The 22,027-nt window shown below is 67.8% G+C and carries 19 protein-coding genes; 11 read left to right on the forward strand and 8 right to left on the reverse strand.

Annotated features, from left to right (window positions below):
* Positions 1 to 135 precede the first annotated feature (135 nt).
* The 8 genes from FVA74_RS02550 (at position 136) to FVA74_RS02585 (ending at position 9,232) form a co-directional block, all read left to right on the forward strand.
* Complete coding sequence (locus tag FVA74_RS02550) at positions 136 to 996, forward strand: ABC transporter permease (RefSeq protein ID WP_168220029.1); 861 nt, start codon at positions 136 to 138, stop codon at positions 994 to 996.
* Between the two features lie 39 nt (positions 997 to 1,035).
* Positions 1,036 to 1,893, forward strand: a complete 858-nt coding sequence (locus FVA74_RS02555) for an ABC transporter ATP-binding protein (RefSeq protein ID WP_168220030.1) — start codon at positions 1,036 to 1,038, stop codon at positions 1,891 to 1,893.
* A gap of 89 nt (positions 1,894 to 1,982) precedes the next feature.
* A complete protein-coding gene (locus FVA74_RS02560) occupies positions 1,983 to 3,002 on the forward strand; it encodes an ABC transporter substrate-binding protein (RefSeq protein ID WP_147720224.1) in 1,020 nt (339 codons plus the stop codon).
* Positions 3,003 to 3,028: 26 nt separating this feature from the next.
* On the forward strand, positions 3,029 to 4,702 hold the full coding sequence (locus FVA74_RS02565; protein WP_147720225.1) for an asparaginase domain-containing protein: 1,674 nt from the start codon (positions 3,029 to 3,031) through the stop codon (positions 4,700 to 4,702).
* Between the two features lie 31 nt (positions 4,703 to 4,733).
* Entirely contained in the window at positions 4,734 to 5,813 is a 1,080-nt protein-coding gene (locus FVA74_RS02570) for an LLM class flavin-dependent oxidoreductase (RefSeq protein WP_147720226.1), read from the forward strand.
* 24 nt (positions 5,814 to 5,837) lie between these two features.
* Positions 5,838 to 7,184, forward strand: coding sequence for an NtaA/DmoA family FMN-dependent monooxygenase (locus tag FVA74_RS02575; RefSeq protein WP_147720227.1), 1,347 nt, complete (start codon positions 5,838 to 5,840; stop codon positions 7,182 to 7,184).
* A gap of 3 nt (positions 7,185 to 7,187) precedes the next feature.
* Positions 7,188 to 8,015: a GntR family transcriptional regulator gene (locus FVA74_RS02580; RefSeq protein WP_147720228.1), complete on the forward strand. Its 828-nt coding sequence runs from the start codon at positions 7,188 to 7,190 to the stop codon at positions 8,013 to 8,015.
* The gene (locus FVA74_RS02585; RefSeq protein WP_168220031.1) at positions 8,012 to 9,232 is read left to right on the forward strand and encodes an MFS transporter; all 1,221 of its coding nucleotides are present in this window, start codon (positions 8,012 to 8,014) and stop codon (positions 9,230 to 9,232) included. Before FVA74_RS02580 ends, FVA74_RS02585 begins: the two co-directional genes overlap by 4 nt.
* 119 nt (positions 9,233 to 9,351) lie before the next feature.
* On the opposite strand, the gene FVA74_RS02590 is transcribed toward FVA74_RS02585, so the two are convergent.
* On the reverse strand, positions 9,352 to 10,332 hold the full coding sequence (locus FVA74_RS02590; RefSeq protein ID WP_168220032.1) for an RNA polymerase sigma factor RpoD/SigA: 981 nt from the start codon (positions 10,330 to 10,332) through the stop codon (positions 9,352 to 9,354).
* Between the two features lie 224 nt (positions 10,333 to 10,556).
* Here FVA74_RS02590 and FVA74_RS02595 point away from each other — a divergent pair, with 224 nt between their 5' ends.
* Positions 10,557 to 11,138 (forward strand): TetR/AcrR family transcriptional regulator, encoded by a 582-nt coding sequence (locus FVA74_RS02595; protein WP_147720231.1) that lies wholly within the window; start codon positions 10,557 to 10,559, stop codon positions 11,136 to 11,138.
* A gap of 7 nt (positions 11,139 to 11,145) precedes the next feature.
* Here FVA74_RS02595 and FVA74_RS02600 read toward each other — a convergent pair whose 3' ends face one another.
* From FVA74_RS02600 to FVA74_RS02610, 3 genes are all read right to left on the reverse strand, one after another.
* On the reverse strand, positions 11,146 to 11,940 hold the full coding sequence (locus tag FVA74_RS02600; protein WP_147720232.1) for a hypothetical protein: 795 nt from the start codon (positions 11,938 to 11,940) through the stop codon (positions 11,146 to 11,148).
* A 106-nt stretch (positions 11,941 to 12,046) separates the two neighbouring features.
* Complete coding sequence (locus FVA74_RS02605) at positions 12,047 to 12,823, reverse strand: DNA-formamidopyrimidine glycosylase family protein (RefSeq protein ID WP_147720233.1); 777 nt, start codon at positions 12,821 to 12,823, stop codon at positions 12,047 to 12,049.
* The gene (locus tag FVA74_RS02610) at positions 12,816 to 17,384 is read right to left on the reverse strand and encodes an ATP-dependent helicase (protein WP_147720234.1); all 4,569 of its coding nucleotides are present in this window, start codon (positions 17,382 to 17,384) and stop codon (positions 12,816 to 12,818) included. The genes FVA74_RS02605 and FVA74_RS02610 overlap by 8 nt, the downstream gene beginning before the upstream one ends.
* Before the next feature lie 61 nt (positions 17,385 to 17,445).
* On the opposite strand from FVA74_RS02610, the gene FVA74_RS02615 reads away from it, so the two are divergent.
* Positions 17,446 to 17,988: an NUDIX hydrolase family protein gene (locus FVA74_RS02615; protein WP_147720235.1), complete on the forward strand. Its 543-nt coding sequence runs from the start codon at positions 17,446 to 17,448 to the stop codon at positions 17,986 to 17,988.
* 4 nt (positions 17,989 to 17,992) lie between these two features.
* On the opposite strand, the gene FVA74_RS02620 is transcribed toward FVA74_RS02615, so the two are convergent.
* Positions 17,993 to 18,496, reverse strand: a complete 504-nt coding sequence (locus FVA74_RS02620) for a GNAT family N-acetyltransferase (protein ID WP_147720236.1) — start codon at positions 18,494 to 18,496, stop codon at positions 17,993 to 17,995.
* Positions 18,497 to 18,724: 228 nt separating this feature from the next.
* Positions 18,725 to 20,260 (reverse strand): DEAD/DEAH box helicase, encoded by a 1,536-nt coding sequence (locus FVA74_RS02625; protein ID WP_147720237.1) that lies wholly within the window; start codon positions 20,258 to 20,260, stop codon positions 18,725 to 18,727.
* A gap of 213 nt (positions 20,261 to 20,473) precedes the next feature.
* Between FVA74_RS02625 and FVA74_RS02630 the strand changes: the two genes are divergently transcribed.
* Complete coding sequence (locus tag FVA74_RS02630; RefSeq protein ID WP_147720238.1) at positions 20,474 to 20,986, forward strand: 2-phosphosulfolactate phosphatase; 513 nt, start codon at positions 20,474 to 20,476, stop codon at positions 20,984 to 20,986.
* A gap of 10 nt (positions 20,987 to 20,996) precedes the next feature.
* Here FVA74_RS02630 and FVA74_RS02635 read toward each other — a convergent pair whose 3' ends face one another.
* Positions 20,997 to 21,449: a SprT-like domain-containing protein gene (locus FVA74_RS02635; protein ID WP_147720239.1), complete on the reverse strand. Its 453-nt coding sequence runs from the start codon at positions 21,447 to 21,449 to the stop codon at positions 20,997 to 20,999.
* A 13-nt stretch (positions 21,450 to 21,462) separates the two neighbouring features.
* The gene (locus FVA74_RS02640) at positions 21,463 to 22,014 is read right to left on the reverse strand and encodes a hypothetical protein (RefSeq protein WP_240792283.1); all 552 of its coding nucleotides are present in this window, start codon (positions 22,012 to 22,014) and stop codon (positions 21,463 to 21,465) included.
* Between the last annotated feature and the right edge of the window lie 13 nt (positions 22,015 to 22,027).

Below are 22,027 nucleotides of genomic sequence, written 5' to 3' on the forward strand. Positions count from 1 at the left end.
TGGCGCAGCAATCCGTCACAACTCCGCAATGGCAGGGAAACAGACGCTGGATAGCTTCGAGCCAGTCGACGGAGCGTCGACCGAGCAGCGCCGCTCGATCCTTGCGTTGACGAACTGATGCAGATCGGAGCGACAGTGACCCAACCTCTCGTGACCACCGGCACCGCGGCCCCTGCGACGGGCGCTCACGCACCCACGGGTGGCGGCGCCTCCGACCGTCCCTCACTCCTGCGCAGGCTCAGCGGCGACCACCTCACCCGAACGGCCTCGGTCATCACCCTGCTGCTGCTCTGGATGCTCGGATCCATGCTCCTGCCGTCGACCGTGCTCCCGGGGCCCGTCCTGGTCGTCGAGCAGCTCATCAAGATCATGGCGAACGGCGACATTTGGCCCCATCTGGTCGTGACCCTCGGTCGTGTGGTCGGCGCATTCTGCGTCGCGATGATTGTCGCGAGCGTGCTCGGCGTGCTCATGGGGATGAACTCGCGCATCGAGAAGTTCTTCGACTCCTGGCTCGTCATCGGCATGACAATCCCCGCACTTGTCACGATCATCGTCGTGTTCATGACGGTCGGCATGAACGAGACCGGCACGATCGTCGCCGCAGCACTCGTCACGATCCCGATGCTGACCGTCAACGTCTGGGAGGGCGTCAAGAGCATCGACAGCCGGCTGATCGACATGGCCAAGGCGTTCCGCAACTCGCGCTTCACGATCATTCGCTCGGTGGTGCTGCCGCAGCTCGCCCCAACGCTCCTCGCCTCCGCGCGCTTCGGGCTCGGCCTGGTGTGGAAGATGATCCTCTTCATCGAGCTGCTGGGCCGCAGCGACGGCGTCGGCTACCAGGTGCAGCACTACTACATGTTGTTCAACATGACGCAGGTACTCGCGTACGCGATCGGGTTCCTCATCATCATGCTCGTCATCGAGATGGGCATCTTCGGATTCATCGAGCACAAGCTCTTCCACTGGCGGCGATCGCCCAGCAAGTCCTGACCCATCCCCGCGACACCAACGACAGTAAGGATGCCCACCGTGTTCCAGTCAGCAGTCGTACAGACGGTCTCCACCCCCACGCTCCCCGACGCCGTCCGCGCCGCCCCTCCGAGTGCCGCGATCGAGTGCCTCGGTATCGAGAAGTCATACCCCGGCCGGCGCGGGGAACCTCGCCGCATCGTGCTCAAGGAGGCGAGCTTCACCGCAGCCGAGGGCGAGTTCGTCTGCATCCTGGGACCCTCCGGCTGTGGCAAGTCCACCTTCCTCAACATCCTCTCGGGCCTCGACACCGACTTCCAGGGTGAGGCCCGCGTGCACGGCATCGACGTGACGGATCCCCGGATCGGGGGAGTGCGCAGCGCCTACATCTTCCAAGAGGCCCGCCTGCTGCCGTGGCGCACGGTGCAGGGCAACCTGGAGTTCGCACTCAAGGCGGCCGGCTACCCGCAGCAGGAATGGGCGGAGCGAGTCGACCACTACCTCGCCATGGTCGGGATGCTCCAGTTCAAGCACCTCTACCCGGGCCAGCTGTCGGGTGGAATGCAGCAGCGCACCTCCATCGCCCGCGCCTTCAGCATCGAACCCGAAGTGCTCTACATGGACGAGCCCTTCAGCGCCCTCGACGAGCTCTCCGCCCGTCGACTCCGCACGGAACTGCTCGAGATCTGGGCGCAGCATCGCACGACCGTCGTGTTCGTCACCCACAACTCCTTCGAGGCCACCTACCTCGCCGACCGCATCCTCATCATGAAGCGCGGCCCCGAGAGCACATTCGCCGACGAGATCGGCCTCGGTTGGCTCGAGCGCCCGCGGTCCAACGAGAGCGCCGAGGTGTTCGAGGCGAGCCGCGAGGTCGTCCAGCGCCTCGTGACCGTCATCGGTGACAGCCCCGACTGAGTTCCGCAGCATCCGAATCCCACTCCGAAACACCAGGAACGAGCACCACTCCACCACGAGAGCACCACCACGAGAGAACTGAGGCACACATGACCACCACGTCCACAGCCAAGGGCTTTGTCGCCCTCGGATTCAGCGCACTCCTCCTCACTGCATGCTCCGCGCCCGAAGTGGCGGCCGGCCCCACCGGCGATGACGCGATCGGCAACGGGGGAGTCGTCGAACTGCTCGTCAGCCCCAGCGGCACGCAGGCCTTTCCTGCCTATGTCATCGAGCACATGGGTCTTGACGAGAAGTACGGCTTCGAGCTGAAGATCGTCGACACCAACGATGCCCAGACCGTCTATCGCACGGGCGAGGGTGACGCGATGACGACCTCGTGGAATGTGCTCACCAACCTCAAGGCCGCCGGAGTCGACACGACCGCTGTCGCCCCTTTCACGAGCTGGGTCAACACGGTCGTGGCGTCGAAGGACTCTGGCGTGGAGGACATCGGCGACCTCGACGGCAAGCGCCTCGGCATCATGGGCAAGACCTCGTCGGACTGGTTCATCCTCTCCGCCTATGCCGAGCAGGAGTTCGGCATCGACCTCGAGTCCGCCGTCACCCTGCAGGAGTCGCCCTCGCCGGCCCTGCTCCAGGGGCTGATCGGGCAGGGTGAACTCGACGCGACCCAGATGTACAACGACATGACCCCATCGATGACGGCGTCGGGCGACTACACCGTCATCGCGACCCTCGAGGAGATGGCGACGGGCATCGGCCTGCCCGCAGAGGTGCCCTACCTCGTCTACGGCTTCCGCGACAGCTACATCGAGGAGAACCCCGAGAACGTCGAGGCCTTCGTCGCCGCGTACCGCGAGGCGTACCAGATCCTCATGGACGACGACCAGGTGTGGGCCGACAAGGCGGCCGACATGGGCATCACGGATGACGCGGTCATCGCGGAGCTCCGAGAGATGAGCCGAGTCGCCCTGCGCTCAGAGTTCACGGAGGAGTCCCAGGCAGCGCTCGAGGCGATGGCAGAGGTGCTCATCCCCCTCGTCGGGGCGGAGAACCTCGGCTTCGACGAGCTGGCCGACGGCATCCTGACCCTCGACTTCCAGTGACACCGACTCAACCCCAGGGAGACAGCATGTCGACACCACGCAAGCCCAAGATCGTCATCTTTTCGGGGCCACGCGCAACGATCCAGAACAGCCCCGCCCTCGTGACGAGCCCATCCGTGCGCAATGAGCGCGGCCTCGCACCCGTCGTCGCGGCAGGCTCCTACGACACGGTGCGTTCGCAGCTGCTCGCCGCGCCCGTCACCGCCTACGTGGAGGCGTACTCCGCGCATCCGCTCGAGGGAGATGCCAAGGGGCTCTACGGAGACGTCGACGGATACATCGACCCGGTATCCGGTGAGTTCACCACTGAGTCCGTCGCAGGGGGCAAGCCCGTCTACCGGGTGACCCTGGAACCCGGTCACGGCCCGTACATGCTCCCTTATGCGGCACGTCAGGCAGACGGCTCGGCCTGGGACTCCCAGATCTCCGTTGATGGGCAGGCTCGCCAGCTCTTCTATCCGGATGCCTCGCGAATCGTCGCAGAGATCGACCGCTACGCAGTCGACGGCTCTGGTCACAACAACCAGATGAGCCGCCTCGCTGACTACGAGTTCGTGCGCGCCGCCCCCTCAGGGGGTTACACGCAGGGCCAGCCGGAGCATGAGCGCACCGACAAGGGCGAGGGTCCCATCGAGCCGGAGGTGCTCGGTGAGGACTTCTTCCCCTACATGCCCATGCGCCAGGAGCCGGCGATCTCGACGCTCGCGAAGCTCACGAACGTGGTGTCGCAGACACTCGCGACAGGTGAGTATGACGGTGCGATCTGGTTGGAGGGAAGCCCCACGACGGAGGAGACCGTCTACTGGCTTGGACTCCTCACCGACTCGACAGTTCCGATCGTCGGCAACTGCTCGCAGTATGGGCACGGTGTGCTCGGCAACGACGGCGATCACAACCTCGTGCAGTCGGCCGCCTACATCAGCTCCAGGGTCTGGGCTGACGGCGACGGCCTCGATCGCGTCGGCGCAGTCATGATCCAGAACGGCCAGGTCTTCACGGCGCGGGAGGTCGTCAAGGCCGATGCGCGGCCCGGTGGCTATGTCGCGATGGGCGGCACGGGCGGTGTCGTCGGCAACACGGTCGAAGACCCGGTGCTGACCTTCGTGCCGGTCGCCAAGCACACGCACTCCTCGGATCTCACGCTGGCGCGCCTGCCCGATCGGGTCGTGGGCACGATGCTCAAGGGTGAATCGCTCGCCGCGGTCGAGGTTGCGGTCAAGGACGATACGGGGGCGCTGCTCGCCTCGGCGATGCCGAAGGTGACCGTCGCGAAGTACGTCAACTATGGCCAGGACGACTTCAGCGACTGCGCGGACAGCGAGGTGGAGGTACTGGCCCGCATCGAGAAGAACCTCCGCGACCATGCCCTCGCGGGCTTCGTGGCGGAGGGCTCGGCACCCTACGGCGGTGTCTACGAGTCGCTCGCGGCGGCGCTGCGCAAGGCGCTCTTCCGGGGGATGCCCGTGGTCGCTGTCGGGCGGGGAGGGGGAGGCTTCGCCTTCCGCTCGGCGACCCAGGGTGGCCTCGTCATCGCGGGCAGCAACCTCATGGCGCACAAGGCCCGGATGCTCCTGATGGCCTGCCTCCTCAAGTTCGGCTCCCTCCCGGTGCCCGTCGACCCCGACAACCCGACGGCGGAGGAGGTCGACGCGATCAAGGCGGCGGTGGCCCGCTACCAGCACGTCTTCGACACCCACTGAACCCGAGATCCCACCGAGAGAAGGCAGCACCATGGTCAGTTACGGAGTTTTCCTGCCAGTCGGCAACAACGGATGGATCCTGTCCGAGTCGTCACCCCAATACATGCCGAGCTACGAGCTCAACCGCGAGATCGTGCAGCGCGCCGAGAAGTACGACTTCGGCTTCGCCCTCGCGATGCTCAAGTACCGCGGCTTCGGGGGTACCACCCAGCACTGGGACCACACGATCGACCCTTTCACCCTCATGGCGGCGCTCGCGCCCGTGACGGAGCGCATCAAGCTCTACGCCACGATCTCGCCACTCACCTACCACCCCGTCGTCGCCGCGAAGATGGCGGCGATGGTCGACGACGTCTCGGGTGGGCGTTTCGGCCTCAATCTCGTGGCCGGGTGGAACCGGAGCGAATACGCCCAGATGGGCGCGTGGCCGGGCGACGACTACTACGGCTACCGCTACGACTACCTGAGCGAGTTCACGCACATCCTCAAGGAATCGTGGGCGGAAGGACGCGTCACCTTCAAGGGGGAGCACTTCGCGGTCGAGGACTGTGAGGTGCTGCCCAAGCCGAAGGGACGCATCGACATCATCTCCGCCGGTGCCTCGCCACGCGGGCGCCGCTTCATCGCCGAGTACGCCGACTTCCACTTCGGCGCGGGTTCCACGCCAGAGCAGGTCGAGGAATCCCACTCGGCGCTCATGCGGGAGTCGGCTGGCACGGGCAGGAACCCGCAGTCCTTCGCTTCCTCGATGTTGATCATCGGCGACACCGACGCGGATGCCGCGCGCAAGGTCGAGCTCTATGCGAAGGGTGCCGACGCAGGAGCGCTCGAGGGTATGTATCGCGAGTATTCCAACGACACGTCGACTGAGGGATCGAGCGCGGCCATCGCGGAGAAGGTGGCGCAGGCCAAGAACAATCCCTTCTACGGCGGCGGCGCACCCGTCGTCGGCTCGCCGCAGACCATCGCGAACCACCTCAACCGGCTCGCCGCGGTCAGCGGGACAGCCGGCATCATGCTCACCTTCGACGACTTCATCGAGGGAATCGAGCGTTTCGGCGCCGAAGTCATGCCTCTCCTCGATCACGTCGACGTCGCGATCGCGGCGTAGGCGGCAGCACCAGAAAGAGTCACGATGCCTTACCAGATGAGCCTCGCGCTCGACCTTTCCTTCTCCCACCACCAGGGCCGCTGGCGGCTCCCGGGCTCCTGGGTCGGCTACAACTTCCCCGACCTGCGCGTCTACAAGGAGCTCGCCCTCGCTGCAGAGCGCGGCTGCATGGACATGATCTTCTTCGGCGACGGGACCGGCATCCCCTCGACCTACGAGAACTCAATCGACGCGGCAGTGCGCTGGGGGATCGGCAGCCCACGCCAGGACATGTCGCCCTTCATCGCGGCTCTCGCGCAGGAGACAAGCAACATCGGCTTCGGCCTCACCTACTCGTCGACCTTCCTGCCTCCCTTCTATGTGGCTCGCCTGCTCAACTCGCTCGACCACATCACGAAAGGGCGGATGGCCTTCAACATCGTCACCTCGAGCCGTGGGGCGGATGCCGCGAACTACGGCTTCGACGAACTCATGGACCATGACGCCCGCTACCGGCGCATGGAAGAGTTCGTCGAGGTGTGCACCGCGCTGTGGAGGAGCGTTGGCCGGGATGCCTACCAGTGGGACCGCGAAAGTGGCCACGTGGCCGACCCCTCCCTCGTCGCTCCCATCAACCACGACGGTGAGTTCTTCAAGGTGAAGGGCCCACTCAACACGGTTCCCAGCCCGCAGCAGGCGCCCGTGCTCATCCAGGCCGGCGGCTCCCCCCGGGGCATCCAGGCCTCGTCCCGTTTCGCCGATGTGATCTTCGGCGGTGCGTTCAAGAACCAGCACAGGGCTGAGCACCGACGCGCGCTCGACGCGGCGCTCGTCGAGTCGGGCCGGGACCCCGAGAAGGTCGGCATCCTGTGGGACTTGCAGCTCATCGTCGGCCAGTCGAGTGCCGATGCCAAGGCGCGCAAGGACCAGCTGCAGGGCCTCCTGCCGCGGGAGGCGGCGGCAGCCCAGATGTCGCACAACTCCGGCCTCGATTTCTCCCAGCTTCCATCGAGGTTCACCCTCGCTGAACTCACGCAGGAGGTCATTGCCAAGAATGCGAGCCCTGTGACCTTCCGGGATCTCATCGCCGAATACGGCGAGGGCTACGAGATGACGCCTGATGAGCTGATCGACAGCGCCTGGCGCACCGCGACGGGCTACGATCACACGATCGCGGGCAGCGCTGAGGAGGTGGCCGACTATCTCGAGGAGTCCTACGAGGCCTCCGGTAGTCGCGGTGGCTTCATGATCGCCCACCCTCAGGTGACGCCGCGCGACCTCATCGATGTCGTCGGCCTGCTGATTCCTGAGCTGCAGAGGCGGGGCAGGTTCCGCACGAGCTACGAGGGCACGACGCTGCGCGACACCCTCGGCGTGCCAGCCTTCGCCTAGGCGATGTTTGCGACAGACGAGAGCGCTGGGGCGCAGCAGGCGGATGCCCCCCAGCGAGTCGCCCGCGTCCTGGCGGGTGACCGTATCCTCGACCTCGGGCAGCACCGGCGGCAGGATGAGGCGCGCCGTCTTCGCGACCTGCTCGCGGAATACGTGGTCGACTCGCTCGAGAAAGACGAACGGCTGCCCTCCGATGAGCAGGTGGCGCGGCAGTTCCACTGCTCGCGCAACGCCGCCCGGATCGCCCTCCAGATGCTGGCGGATGAGCGACTGATCGACCGAACCGTGGGCGTGGGCACCTACGTCATGACCGATCCTTCGCGCTGGCGCACCGATCACCTCGTCGACTCGCTGGTCGTGCGTGGCGGCGGAGCCCTGCGCTGGGAGCGCCTCGTGGGATGGCGGGTGACGACGACGATTCCCGCCGCCATGCGGGCAGAGTTTGACCCGGAGGCAGAGAGGCTGGCGATCTTCGAGCGAGTCTTCTCCTACAACGGCAAACCGGGCTCGCTGCGCACCTATCACGTGCCCTTGCGGGGGAATGATGTCTTCGAGCCAGCAGACGCGAACGGAGACATCTTCGAAGTCCTCGAGGGGCGATTCGGGCACGCTGGCCTTCGCGCCTCCCGAACGATCTCGGCGATCGCGGCGGATGCCTCGGCAGCTGAGGTGCTCGAGGTGCAAGTGGGCACCCCCCTGCTGCTCATCGAGACGATTGTGCGGGCACCAGCGGGAGACATTGTGCTGAGCTACTCAGGCCGGCAGCGCACCGACGTCGTGCGCATCGGCCTGGAGCCGGAACGGGTCGCCGTCATAGGGGAGGGATCGTGAGGCCCCGACTCCGGCATGGGCATCCGCTGGGTCCACTGCCCGGGCTGCTCGTGCTCCTGACCCCACTCTCCCAGCTGGGGTACATCCCCGTGGCTGTCGTGCTCGGCCTACAGCTGGGAGCAGACCTCGCCCTCGTCGGCCTCACGATTGGGGTCTATAACGCGGCCGCAGCAGTCGCCACGCTCGTCTTCGGTCCACTGTTCGACCTCATTCCGGCACGGAAGGTGCTGCCGTGGGCGGTTGCCGTCAACGTCGCGGTTTCGCTCACGCTCATCGTGGTGCCGAACGTTGCCGTGCTCATGGCCGGGCGGATACTCACGGGGGTCAGCACGAGCGTGCTCATGCTGTGTGCCTCGATCCTGGTGGCGGATGCGCATAGCGACGACCCCAGGGCGCGCGACCGTGGTTTCTCCAACCTTCAGACCTTCAACAGCTTCGGGGCCGCGAGTGGCCTCGCGATCGGTGCCCTCGCCGCCGGTCTCTCCCTGCCGTGGCTCTACTTCAGCGTCGTCGCGCTCTACGGCATGGGCATCCTGTGCATCACGCCGGCCCTGATGCGCCGCATGCCCGACCACTCACCGTTGCGGTCCATCGTCGTCACGGGCTCGTTCGGGATGCGGTTGCGGGCGCTTGTGCGTGAGGCCGCTCTCACAGCGCGGAGTCCATCGACCCTCTGCTTGCTGCTCGGCGCTGCGGGGGTCGGATGGATTATCCAGGGTGGCCACTATGGGGTCAGTCTCATCCTCGCTGATCTCGATCCGTCGCTCGTGCAGCGCATCGGCTTGGCGGTGCTCATCCCCTTCGGCGTATTCATCGGCAGCAGCCTCAACCAGCTGAGCTTGGGGCGCTTCACCGCGACGGAGTTGCTTGCTCGGGTGTACTGGCTGCTGCCGCTCGCCTGCATCGCCTATGCGGCATCCGTGTCATCGCAGCTTCTCGTGGCACAGGTGCCCGCTCTCGTCGTGCTGGGAGTGCTGACGGGCATGCTCATGCCGCTCAGCCCCGCCGTCATTGTGTCGTGGTACCCGGGGATCAGGGGCAGCGCGGCCGCCGCGGAGTCGATCGCGAAAGCAATGGGCGCGACCCTGAGCCCCGTACTGCTCGGGATGCTGGCCGCGGAATGGAACCTTGCGACGGCCCTTGTGGGCGTCGCCGCTGTTGCGCTCGTGGGTGCCGTCGCAACGCTCGGCTTCGTCCGCCGCGCCGCCATCGCCTAAGAGGCACGAAGAAGGCCCCGGGACCGATGGTCCCGGGGCCTTTGAGAGGCGGGGTGCTGACCCGAACAGCACCCTGCCGGAGAAGCGGCGGAGACCCGAATCTCCACCGCGGGGATCTCTTAAGCGTCTGCCAGTGCACCCCTGAACTCGCGCGCACGAAGGGCGCGCAGTGCCCGCTGCTCGATCTGGCGAACCCGCTCGCGCGAGATGCCGAAGACAGCGCCCACCTGGTCGAAGGTCATTGGCGCGTCACCGTCGATGCCGAAGCGGAGCTTCAGCACCTTGGCGTCGCGCTCCGGCAGGGTCGCGATGCACTTGTGCAGGAGTTCGTGGCGGATGCCCGTGCTCACGATGTCGATGACCGGCGCGTGCTGGTCATCCTCGATGAGGTCACCGAGCACGGTGTCCTGTTCGTCGCCGACGGGCGTGTGGATGCTCACGGGGTCGCGGTCGACATCGAGGTACATCTGCACCTTCTCCGGTGCGAATCCGGTCTCGGCGGCGATCTCCTCGATCGTGGGGCGGCGCCCCGACTCGGCTTCGAGTTCGCGGTAGAGCTTGCGCACCGTCACAACCTTCTCGGCCGCGTGCACGGGGATGCGGATGAGCCGCGACGAGTCGGCGATGCAGCGGCTGATCGACTGCCGGATCCACCACGTGGCGTAGGTGGAGAACTTGTAGCCCTTCGCGTAGTCGAACTTCTTGACCGCGCGGTCGAGGCCGATGTTGCCCTCCTGGATGAGGTCCATGAAAGGCACCCCGTGGCCCAGGTAGTTCTTCGCGACACTGACCACGAGGCGCAGGTTCGCCCGCACGAAGTGGCGGTAGGCGGCTTCGCCGTCCTGCACGAGCTGGCGGTACTCGCGAGCCAGCTTTGCGTCGTCGACACCTGCGTCGAGCTGTTCGCGGGCGAGGACGCCCGCTTCAATGGTGCGGGCCAGTTCCGGCTCCTCCTCGGGGAGGAGCAGCGGGATGGCGGCAATGCCCTGCAGGTAGTCCCGCACGGCGTCATCTGAAACCCGCGCGTCGATGGCAGCAGGCCGACGAACTGCTTCGGCGTGCGGGATTTGTGCTGCAGCTGAGGCGGCAGTCTTGTTCACGTTGTCCCTCTCCTGTCGATGCAATCTGCGAGAGAACGATTCCTCTCATGAGAACGATCTCTCTATACCTATATAGGGGGGAGAGAGAGCGTTCTGTCAAGTCCAAATTCATAGAGAACGTTCACTATGATGAGAACGAAGTCTCTAGCCTCGTTCGGGGGGCAGTGGACGGACCGGTACGCGAGTAGAGAGAACGTTCCTATGTGGATAGGATGGGGCGGGCCATGACAGACACACCGAAGCAGGGCGCACGCGAGCGCATCCTCGAAGCCGCGTACGACCTCTTCTCTCGTCGTGGCATCCGCGATGTGAGCGTCGACGAGATCATCAGTCGTTCGAAGGTCGCGATCGCGACCTTCTACCGTCACTTCAGTTCGAAAGACCAGCTGGCCGAGGCGTTCCTCAACCGGCGCGAGCAGGTGTGGACCTCCGAACTCATCGTTGCCGAGGCGGCGAAGCGCTCAGACAAGCCCGACGACCAGCTCCTCGCGATCTTCGACATCTTCGACGAGTGGTTCGCGAGCGAGGACTTCGAGGGTGACTCCTTCGTCAAGGTGCTGCTCGAGATGGGGCCGGAGCATCCGCTCGGCAAGGCGAGCATCGCCCACCTCAATACGGTGCGCTCGACCATCCGCGGGATCGCAGAACGTGCCGGGCTCGTCGAGCTCGACGAGTTCGCCCATTCATTGCAGATCCTCATGAAGGGCAGCATCATCACGGCCACGATGGGTGACCGCGGCGCCGGTGCGCGGGCCAAGCTCATGGCCGAGGGGCTCATCAAGGATCACACCCCGGCCGCGGAATAAGCCTCTGCTAGGCGTCGGACGCGCCCCAGGCGCCGCGTGCCGCTTCGCGAGCACCGCCTGACCCCCGCTCCGCGAGAGCGGCGGCACGCTCGGCGAGGCGACGCTGCACCTCGTTCTCGGCATTCACGGCCAACTCGGGGTCGAGCGGAGCGCTCGTGTGCTCGCTCGTGCCGTGCCACTTCTCGATATAGGCGTCGAGCTGGGGTCCGGACTCCCACGACGTGATGAGGCAGTAGCGGTTCTCGGGCCCCGGATGCCACACGGCGTGCCAGAAGCGCTGCGTGTCGACGATGATCTGGGCGCCGGCCGGCAGCGGGATCCGCACCTCGGTGTCGGGGTCGTAGCGTTCCTCACGCAGGATCAGATAGGAATCCGCGTCGTCGCTCAGGTTGAAGAAGCCCCGCACGATCCAACCGTTGCCATCAGGATTGAGGCGGTTGTTGTCGTCCTGGTGGAGGTTGTAGAGAGCCTCCGCATACTCCGTCGGCTTGAGCTCGATCACACGGCAGCGCCCCACGTTCGCCCCGGGCTCCTGCGCCCGACGGGCAAGCGTGGGGGCCTTCTCGACCTGCGAAGCGATCCAGACACCGTCCTTGTCGGTGCGCGGGGGCATGTGGTTCCAGAAGCCGTTGACCTCGATCTCACCCTTCGCACTCGTGAGGGGCGCGAACCGGGTGTCGCCCGATGACTTCCACTCGACGTACTCGAGGTCGAGCCATTCCTTCGGGTCGTTCGCCTGCTCGTAGCGGTCGAGGATCACGAATCCCGTCTCCTCCAACGCCGCGGACTTGATGTAACTCATGCAGGCGCGCCTTTCGAGAGAGGGTCGGTGCGGCACGGCGTGCGACGCCGTTTCCACGCCACACTAACACCGGCGCTTACCCATCCAGGACTCGGCGCCTGGCGGCTCAGCGCTGGCAGTTTGGGCACCAGTGACTCCGGCGCGGGTGCTCTCCGGGCGACTCGAAATCAGCGCTGCGGATGGGGGTGCCGCAGCGCAGGCAGGGGCGCCCCGTGCGTCCGTAGACCCAAGCCTTCGCCCCTCGCATCCGCCCCGTCGTGATGCGTTCCGTGCGGTCCTTATTGGCGTGGATCAGTCGATAGGACAGGTCGATCAGCTGCTCCGGCTGCCGAACTTCCGTGACCGGGGTCGTTGGCAGGATGCCGCGCAGGAAGCAGATCTCATTGACGTACTCGTTGCCGAGCCCAGCGAGGTTCCTCTGGTCGAGCAGCGCGTAGAACACGGGACGATCGGGTCGCTCGAGCACGCGGCGGAGCGCCTCCTCGGCGTCCCAGTCGCCACCGAGCAGGTCAGGGCCGAGGAAGGCGAGTGCCGCTTCCTCCTCGTCTCGCCGGATGACCTCGACCAGTCCCAGCTCGAAGCCGACGGCGAGACGCTCCTCAGTGCCCAGGATGACGCGCGCCTGGTAGGCGGGGCGCTTCCACTTGGTGCCGTGGCTGTAGAGGTGCCAGGCGCCCTCCATCTTGAGATGGGTGTGGATGCTGTGGTCCCCGATGCGAGCCAGCAGGTGCTTGCCGCGGGGGACGACGGAGTCGATCGTGTTGCCACTCAGGTCGACCGTCGCGAACGCGGGGACGCGGATGTCACAGCTCTCGAGCATCCGACCGGCCAGTGCCTCGTTGAGGTTCTTGGCGGTCAGGTAGACGGTGTCTCCCTCAGGCACGCAGGCTCAACCCCTGCGGTGTGACGCCGAACCCTGCTGTCGTGAGGGCATCGCCGAGGGGCGTCCCGACGACGAACTCGCCGTTGACCCGTTCGACGCGCGTGCGTCGACCGCTTGCCCGCACGGCCGCGACGAGACCCGCGGCCGCCGCGTCGACGACGGCGGGTTCGTCGTCGAAGAGGAGGGTGCTCTTGCCGCCCTTCTCGACGTAGAGCACGAGTGCCCCGTCGACCAGCACGACGAGCGCCCCGGCCTTGCGCCCGGGTCGATGCGATCCCTCATGCGCGGGCCAGGGGAGCGCGGCGCCGTAAGGGTTGGCCGGGTCCGTCGCGGCGAGGGGGACCGCTTGAAGCCGGGGAGCGGCATCCGGGTCAACGGCGAAGCTGCGCAGGCGGTCGATCGTCGGCCCGGTCGCGAACTGGGCCGCGCCGAGGCCCTCCACGAAGTAGCCGCGGCGTGCCCGGCCGCTCTCCTCGAAGCGGCTGAGCACCTTGTAGGCGAGCGAGAACCCTCCGCGGATGCCCTCGCTCATGACTGCGCCGCGGGTCACGATCCCGTGCCGCTCGAGAAGCGCCTCCGCGACGGCGACCCCGCGCACCGTCGTGTCGTCACCCCCGGCACGGCGCACGAGCGACCAGCGGCCCGAGACGTTGGGGCCACCGGACTGGCTCGGCATCGTGAGCCGCGCACGACCGCGGAACGACCGCGTGCGCGGCGAGGGCCGGCGTGCGGGGCCGCCCGCGTAGGAGCGCAACGGGGCGAGCGTGTCGTTCGTCACGAGTCCCGCCCACACGAGGTCCCACAGTGCCGTCGACATCGCCTTGTCGTCGGCGACGGCCGACCCCAGGGCGGTGCCAACGGCATCCGTGAGTTGGCGGAAGAAGTAGGCGCCACCACCCGCGAGTGCGTCGAGGATGCCCGTGTGGAGTTCGCTCTCGTCGTGCGTTCCCGCCTCGGCAACGGTGAAGGGCATGGTCTCGGCGAGGTGCAGGGCGACCCAGCCGTCGGAGGAGCCGAGCGAGCCGACGCCCGTCCACGCGACCTCGCCCGTCGCGGTCAGCTCGTCGAGCATGGCGGGGGAATAGTCGCGCACTCGCGCGGGCAGAACGAGGGTCTCGAGGGCAGAGGCGGGGATGGGAACGCCAGCGAGCTGCTCGATCACCTGGGCAACGCCGTCGACGCCCTTGAGAGGGGCATCGATGTGCTGCCATGACGTGAGGAAGCGCGCGAGCGTGGGCCCGTCGACCGGCTCGACCTCCTGTCGCAGCGCGGCGAGCGAGCGGCTACGCAGGCGCCGCAGCACCTCGGCGTCGCACCACTCCGCACCGCTGCTGCCAGGGCGGAACTCGCCCTCGACGACCCGTCGCTGCAGTTCCAGCCGACGGAGCGCTTCCGAGACGACGGCCGTGCCCAGCCCGAGCCGAGCGGCGCACTCCACCACTGTGAACGGCGCGTGGGTGCGGGCGTAGCGGCTCACGAGGTCACCGACCGGGTCCTCGACCGATTCGAGGAACGCCTCGGGGATGCCGACCGGCAGCGGCGTACCAAGCGCGTCCCTCAGGCGGGCCGCGTCCTCGACGACGGCCCAGCGCGTCGACCCCGCCATGGAGACCGCGAGGAGCCGATTGCTGCGCTCGAGCTCCCGCAGTTCGACCTCCTGCACGGGCGAGGCCGTGCGCTCCTGCAGTTCGTCGAGAGTCATGGGTCCGAGCATCCGCAGCAGGTCGACCGCGCCCTCGAGATCCTTCGCCTGCCGCTCGGGGGCGAGTCGCTGCAGTTCCCGTTCGGTCTGCTCGATGACGTCCGCATCGAGCAGCTCGCGCAACTCGGCGCGGCCGAGCAGTTCGCCCAGCAGGGCCGAGTCGAGCGAGAGTGCGGCGGCTCGTCGCTCGGCGAGCGGGGCATCCCCTTCGTACATGAACGCGCCCACATAGCCGAAGAGGAGTGAGCGCGCGAAGGGCGACGCTGAGTTCGTCTCCACCTCCACGATGCGGATGCTGCGTGCCTCGACTTCGCTGACGAGCTCCGTGAGCGCGGGGAGGTCGTAGACATCCTGCAGCACCTCGCGCACTGTCTCGAGCACGATGGGGAAGGTCGGGTACTTCGCCGCGACCGAGAGCAGCTGGGCGGCCCGCTGCCGCTGCTGCCACAGCGGCGAGCGCCGGGCGGGGTTGTAGCGGGGCAGGAGCAGGGCGCGGGCGGCGCACTCCCTGAAGCGCGAGGCGAAGAGCGCGGAACCGCCCACCTCCCGCGTCACGATGTCGCCCAGCTCGTGCGGGTCGAAGGCGAAGAGGTCGGCACCGGGCGGGGGAGCATCCGTATCGGGGATGCGCACGACGATGCCGTCATCGGCGGCCATGGCACCACCGTCGATGCCGAGGGTGTCGCGGATGCGCGCGCTCACCGCCAGCGCCCAGGGGGCGTGCACCGGCATGCCGAAGGGAGAGTGCAGCACGAGCCGCCAGTCGCCGAGTTCGTCGCGGAACCGTTCGACGACGAGCGTGCGGTCGGTCGGCACGTGGCCCGTCGTCTCCTTCTGCTCGCGCACGAAGGCGATGAGGTTGTTGACGGCGCGCTCGTCGAGACCCACCTCGGCGAGGCGCTCCCTCATGGCCTCCTCGCGCCCGGCTGAGAGCTGTCGCGTAAACTCGCCGATCGCGCGGCCGAGCTCCGCGGGCCTCCCCAGGCCATCGCCCTTCCAGAAGGGAACCCTCCCCGGTTGCCCGAAGGCGGGGGAGACGACGACCCGGTCGTGTGTGATGTCCTCGATGCGCCAACTCGTCGCCCCGAGCGCGAAGACATCGCCCACGCGCGATTCATAGACCATCTCCTCGTCGAGCTCGCCGACGCGCCTGCCACCGCCCTCGTCGCCGACCATGAAGACGCCGAAGAGGCCGCGGTCGGGGATCGTGCCTCCCGACATGACTGCGAGCCGTTGCGCGCCCGGCCGGCCCGTGATCGTGCCCTTGACCCGGTCCCAGACGATGCGGGGTCGCAGCTCCGCGAATTCGTCGGAGGGATAGCGCCCGCTCAGCAGGTCGAGGGTCGCGTCGTAGGCGCTGCGAGGCAGCGAGGCGAAGGGGGCGCTGCGTCGCACTGTGTCGAACCACTCCTCCACATCGAGTTGCTCAAGGGCCACGGCGGCGACGGTCTGCTGCGCGAGGATGTCGAGGGGGTTCTGCGGAACGGCGATCTGCTCGATGAGGCCCTGCGTCATCCGCTCGGTTGCCACGGCGGAGTGCAGCAGGTCAGCCCTGTGCTTGGGGAACAGGATGCCGCGCGACACCTCGCCGACGCCGTGGCCGGCGCGCCCGATGCGCTGGAGGCCGGATGCCACGGAGGGAGGTGCCTCGACCTGGATCACGAGGTCGACCGCCCCCATGTCGATGCCGAGCTCGAGCGAGGAGGTCGCGACGACGCAGCGCAGGCGGCCCGACTTGAGCTCGTCTTCGATCATGGCTCGGCGCTCCTTCGAGACGGAGCCATGGTGCGCCATCGCGAGCAATCCCTGGGAACCACCCGTCTGTCCCGAGGCCCCCATCATCTGCGCTGGCGCGCTGGAGCTACGGCCGGCGCGCAGCGACGGCGCGACGCCAGCGCCGACTGAGCCTGCGAAGGAGGTTTCGGCATCTCCCCACAGCCGCTCCTCATAGATCTCGTTCAACCGCGCGGTCAGGCGCTCAGCGAGCCGCCGCGAGTTCGCGAACACGATCGTTGACCGACACTCCAGGATGCGGTCGACGATCTCCTCCTCCACATGCGGCCAGATGGATGCCTGGGGCGCCGCGCTCGCCGTCGCACCCTCCCGCACGGGCGCGGAGCCGAGCTCGGTCATGTCGTCGACGGGCACGCTCACCGCGAGGTCGAAGCGCTTCGCCGCCTCGGGCGCAATGATCGAGACGGGTGCCGAACCCGCGAGGAAGCGCGCGATCTCCTCGCGGGGGCGCACGGTCGCCGAGAGGCCGATTCGCTGTGCCGGCTTCTCCAGCTGGGAGTCGAGTCGTTCGAGGGAGACCGCAAGGTGGGCGCCACGTTTGGTCGCCGCGACGGCGTGGATCTCGTCGACGATCACGGTGTCGACCGTGCGCAGCGTCTCCCGTGCCGAGGAGGTCAGCATCAGGTAGAGCGATTCCGGTGTCGTGATGAGGATCTCGGGCGGCGACTTCTGCAGGGCTCGCCGTTCAGCTGGCAGCGTGTCTCCAGAGCGCACGCCGACGCTGACCGCGGGCTCAGGCATCCCGAGCATTGTCGCCGTGCGCGTGATGCCGACGAGCGGCGAGCGCAGGTTGCGTTCCACGTCGACGCCGAGCGCCTTGAGTGGCGAGATATAGAGCACGCGCGTGCCCGGCGCGCGGTCTGCGGATGCCTCGGCCGCGAGTCGATCGATCGCCCAGAGGAACGCGGCCAGCGTCTTGCCGGAGCCGGTCGGCGCGACCACGAGCGCGTGCCCGCCGCCCGAAATGGCCCGCCACGCGCCATCCTGCACGGCGGTCGGCGCCGTGAAGGCACCCTCGAACCAGCCGCGCGTGGCAGGGCTGAAGAGGTCGAGGGCGGAACCCATGTCATTCATCCTCGCCGACACCACTGACAGTTTCGCCCCTTGCAGTGGGACAGAATGAAGCATGAGCTCAACCGGAACCCCCGACCCTGGCAATGCGTGGCTCTCCGATGTCGAGATGCTCGAACTGCGACGGCGGATGCCGATCCTCTATGTCGAGGCGGTGCCGGTGAGAGTCGACCCACTCGGGATCGTGACGCAGGTCGGCGTGCTGCTGCGGGCATCCGTCACGGGGGAGATGACGCGCACACTCGTCTCCGGCCGCGTCATGTACGGCGAGACCGTGCGGGAGGCGCTGTTCCGCCATCTCGAAAAGGACCTCGGGCCGATGGCGTTCCCGCAGCTGCCCGCGAGCCCCGTGCCCTTCACGGTCGCCGAGTACTTTCCCATGCCGGGCATAAGCCCGTACACGGATGACCGGCAGCACGCCGTCTCGCTCGCCTACGTTGTGCCCATCACGGGAACGTGTGAGCCGCGGCAGGACGCCCTCGAGATCACGTGGATGACGCCCGAGGAGGCGACGAGCTACATCGTCGCCGACGAGATGGAGGGCGGGCGTGCGACGCTCATGCGCGCGGCGCTCGCCCACGTGGGAGTGCTCCCCTAGGCGACTACCGCACGAAGCGCACCTCGACGAGGTCTTCGCCGAGCAGCTGGTGCACCTCTTCCGCGCCGTCGAGCACCATGCCGTTCCGCTTGTAGAAGGCGTGCGCGCGCGGGTTGTCTTTCGCGACCCACAGGTAGCCGGGGTTCGAGCCGCAGGCGGCGTCGAAGAGCTTCTGCCCGATGCCGGTGCCCTGGTATTTCGCGAGCAGGTAGATGAAGTAGAGCTCGCGCTCGCGGGGCGGGTTCTCGTCGCGGGCCGGGCCCGAGCCGACGAATCCCACGATCTCGCCGTCGACGAGGGCGGCGAACTGGTTGTATTCCTCGCCCCTCGTCGCCATGCGAGACCACAGCTCGGCCATGCGGCGCGGCGAGAGATTCTCGAGCGCGGCCTTGCTGATGAGAGTGTCGTAGGTCTCGTGCCAGCAGGTGGCGTGCACGCGTCCGAGGTCTTCGACATCGGAATCGCGGACGGGACGGATCAGTACTTCGGCAACTTCGTTGGTGCTCATGCCCGAGAGCCTAGGACGCGCGGCGCCCCACGCGAAATCGGCCGTCGCCCCGGCGCGATCCGGGGCTGGGACGCGCGGTTTCTGATGCACTTTCCCGGCGGCATCCGGTGTGTCCTCAGTCTCCGGCCCGTGTCGCAGCCAAAAGTGCATCAGACACCGCAGCCGCCGCGCACAGAAGGGGCGGATGCAACGGCACTCCGTCGCATCCGCCCCTCCTGTCAAGCGGTGTTAGCCCTGTGCCCGGCGTCCGGCGCGGCGCTGGCCACCAGCTGCGGCGGACGGCGTCGAGGTGCTGTAGCTCGTGGTGCTGCGGGTGCGCGGCGCGTGCGACGCGGAGCCCGAGCCGGCGCGGGCCGGGCGGCCCTGGCCGCTGCGAGCCCCACTGCGTGCGGCATCCGTTGAACCGGCGCGGGCGGGACGTCCCGAACGCGTCGAGTCGCTGCCGCTGGCGGCGGCGGGGCGTCCCGAACGGTCGCGGCGGGGTGCGCCGGTGCCCTCGGAGCGGGCGGCACGCTTGCGCTGCGCGTTGGCGCCCTGCGAGCGTCCGCCACCCTGGGGCTGCTCCTGGCGCGGCACGGGCTTGACGTATGCCGCGACCTCGCCGACGAGCGAGACAACGGCGGGGGACTCGGATGTCACACGCTGCGCCTGCACGTCGATGGCCGCCTTGCGCAGCAGCGCGAGCGTGTCCTTCTTCTGCGCGGGCGTCATGAGCGTCACGACGTCACCAGACTCGCCGGCGCGGGCGGTGCGACCACTGCGGTGCAGGTAGGCCTTGTGCTCGGCGGGCGGGTCGACGTGGATGACGAGTTCGACGTTGTCGACGTGCACGCCGCGAGCCGCGACATCCGTGGCCACAAGCACCTTGGCGCTGCCATCGCTGAAGGCCGCGAGGTTGCGGTCACGCGCGGGCTGCGAGAGGTTGCCGTGCAGATCGACGGCCGGGATGCCCGACTCGGTGAGCTGCTTGGCGAGCTTCTTGGCGTGGTGCTTGGTGCGCATGAAGAGGATGCGACGGCCGGTGCCCGAGGCGAGGGTGCGCACGAGGGCGGTCTTCGCCTCGGCGCTGTCGACCTCGAAGAGGTGGTGGGTCATGTCGGCGACGTGCGAGGTGGCCTCGTCGACCGAGTGGAGCACCTCGTTGTGGAGGAAGCGCCTGACGAGCTTGTCCACGCCGTTGTCGAGCGTCGCGCTGAAGAGCAGGCGCTGGCCGTTCTGGGGGGTCTTGTCGAGGATGCGCGTGACGACGGGCAGGAAGCCGAGGTCGGCCATGTGGTCGGCCTCGTCGAGCACCGTGATCTCGACGGCGTCGAGCGAGACGAATCCCTGCTTCATGAGGTCCTCGAGACGACCAGGGCAGGCCACGACGATGTCGACGCCGGCCTTGAGCGCGGCGACCTGGCGCTGCTGCGAAACGCCACCGAAGATCGTGGTCGTCTTCAGCCCGTAGGCCTCGGCGAGCGGGTCGATGACGGCGCTGATCTGCGTTGCGAGCTCGCGGGTGGGGGCGAGCACGAGTCCGAGCGGACGGCCCGGACGGCGCTTGCCGCCGGCGAGGTCACCGCCGAGGCGCGCGACCATGGGGATGGAGAAGGCGAGCGTCTTGCCCGAGCCGGTCTTGCCGCGGCCGAGCACGTCGCGACCCGCCAGCGTGTCGGGGAGCGTGTCGACCTGGATGGGGAACGCCGTCGTCTTGCCGACCTTCTCGAGGGCGGTGACGAGGGCTGCGGGCACGCCGAGCGCGCCGAAGGTGATGTCAGTCAAAGTGTTTCTTTCATGCAGGCCCGAGTGTGGCCAGCGCACCGCGCTGAGGAGACCGGGACAATGGGCGAAGGTGGCGATGGCCACATCCGTTCGCCGTAAGAAGATGTCAACCAGGTGTGGTGAGTGATGCGTTCTACGACGCAGGGAACACGTGAAACGCGTTCGCAAGTAACACCACCATAGCAGTGCGAGCCTGGGCGATACGATTCCCGGGTGAATGACGCCGCTTCCCGCCCCGATTCCCAGCACTCCTACCAGGTCCGTTTCGACTGGGGCCACACGGGCGCGGCGGCGATCGTCGATGGTGCGGACGCGATCGTCTGGGTCGATGAGCTCGGCGAGAGCGAGGTTCCGGATGTCGCGGCCGCCGTCGTCGCGGGAGGCATCGCCAACGCGGCCGCCGTCGCCGACTGGGTCATCGCCAAGCAGGCGGAGCGCGGCGACCGCTTCCGCATCGCGGTGGTCGCCGCCGGCGCCTCGCGCGACGGGGAACTGCGGTTCGCCGTCGAGGACCTCCTCGGTGCGGGCGCCGTCATCGACGCCCTGACCGCCGTCGGAATCGACCACAACTCACCTGAGGCGGCCGCAGCATCCGCCGCCTACGAGGGGCTGCGCCGGGCGGTGAAGCACTTGGTCGGCGCGTCGGTGTCAGCGCGCGAGCTGGGCGGTGTGCGGCCCGACTTCACTCCGTCGACGGATGTCCCGGTGCTCCGCGACTTCGCCTGAGCAAGCCTCCTCAACCCGCCTTGCGGCTCCACGCGATCGCGTGCCTGGGGTTGAACCCCCGCGCGCACTTGCCGCACGACTGCACGCGCTTCGGCTCACGATGTCGGTAATACACGTGCCCGCCGGGGCACTGTCCGACCCAGGGGGCGAGGTGGTCGGCGGTCGGGCCGTCGTGCGTGGTCTTGCCGACGTAGCCGAGTTCGGCGGCCACCTTCTTCCACTTCGGTCCGTGGCCTGTGCCGGGGCCCGCGATCGCGTGGGCCACCTCATGCAGCAGCACCTGGTGGATGTCGTCGTCCTCGAACATCCCTGCGAGGTGGCGTGACACCGTGATGCGCTTGTCGCTGTAGTTGCACAGCCCGGCCCGGCGCCGCGCGTGGTCGAAGTCGAAGGTCCACGAGGGGTCGAGGTGCAGGGCGATGAGGGCGTTCGCCCACACGCGCACTCGAGCCAGGTCTGCCACGGGATGCTGCGGTTCAGTGGTTCGGGTCGGCGCCTTGGCTGCGCTGCACGGCCGGGTCGTCGACATATGACTCCGCGATCGCGGTCGCCATCATGGCGTTGTCGACGTCGGCGGCACTCGCGCCGATGCGCACGCGGATCGTGACGGCGCCGCGGAAGTCGATCAGGGCCGCCTTGTACTCGCCGAGTTCGAACTGCACACGGCCGCGCTCGAGCAGCGCCCGCGCCTCGATCTCGGCCCATTCGTGCGCTCGCGCCTCATCGACGCAGGAGTTCAGTTCCACGAGGGCCGGCTCGAGCTTGCCGAGGTCGCGCTGCACCATGGCACGACGGATGCGCGCCATGCAGATCTCGTCGCGGGTGGTCGAGAAGCGGGCGGTGCGGAGGGTCTGGTTCGCGAGCTCCCAGGCCTCGTCGAGGCGGCCGACGAGGCGCAGCAGTTCCACCTTCTCGTTGAGGGCGAAGGAACTGCGCAGTTCGCCGAGTTCTTCAAGGCGCGCGGCGGCGCCGTTCAGGTCGACCTTCTCGCGAAGGGTGGTTGGGTCGTAGCCCAGGATGATGCTCACGTGCTGCCCCGAT

The organism is Salinibacterium sp. dk2585, assembly GCF_008001035.1.
Lineage (GTDB): Bacteria > Actinomycetota > Actinomycetes > Actinomycetales > Microbacteriaceae > Homoserinimonas.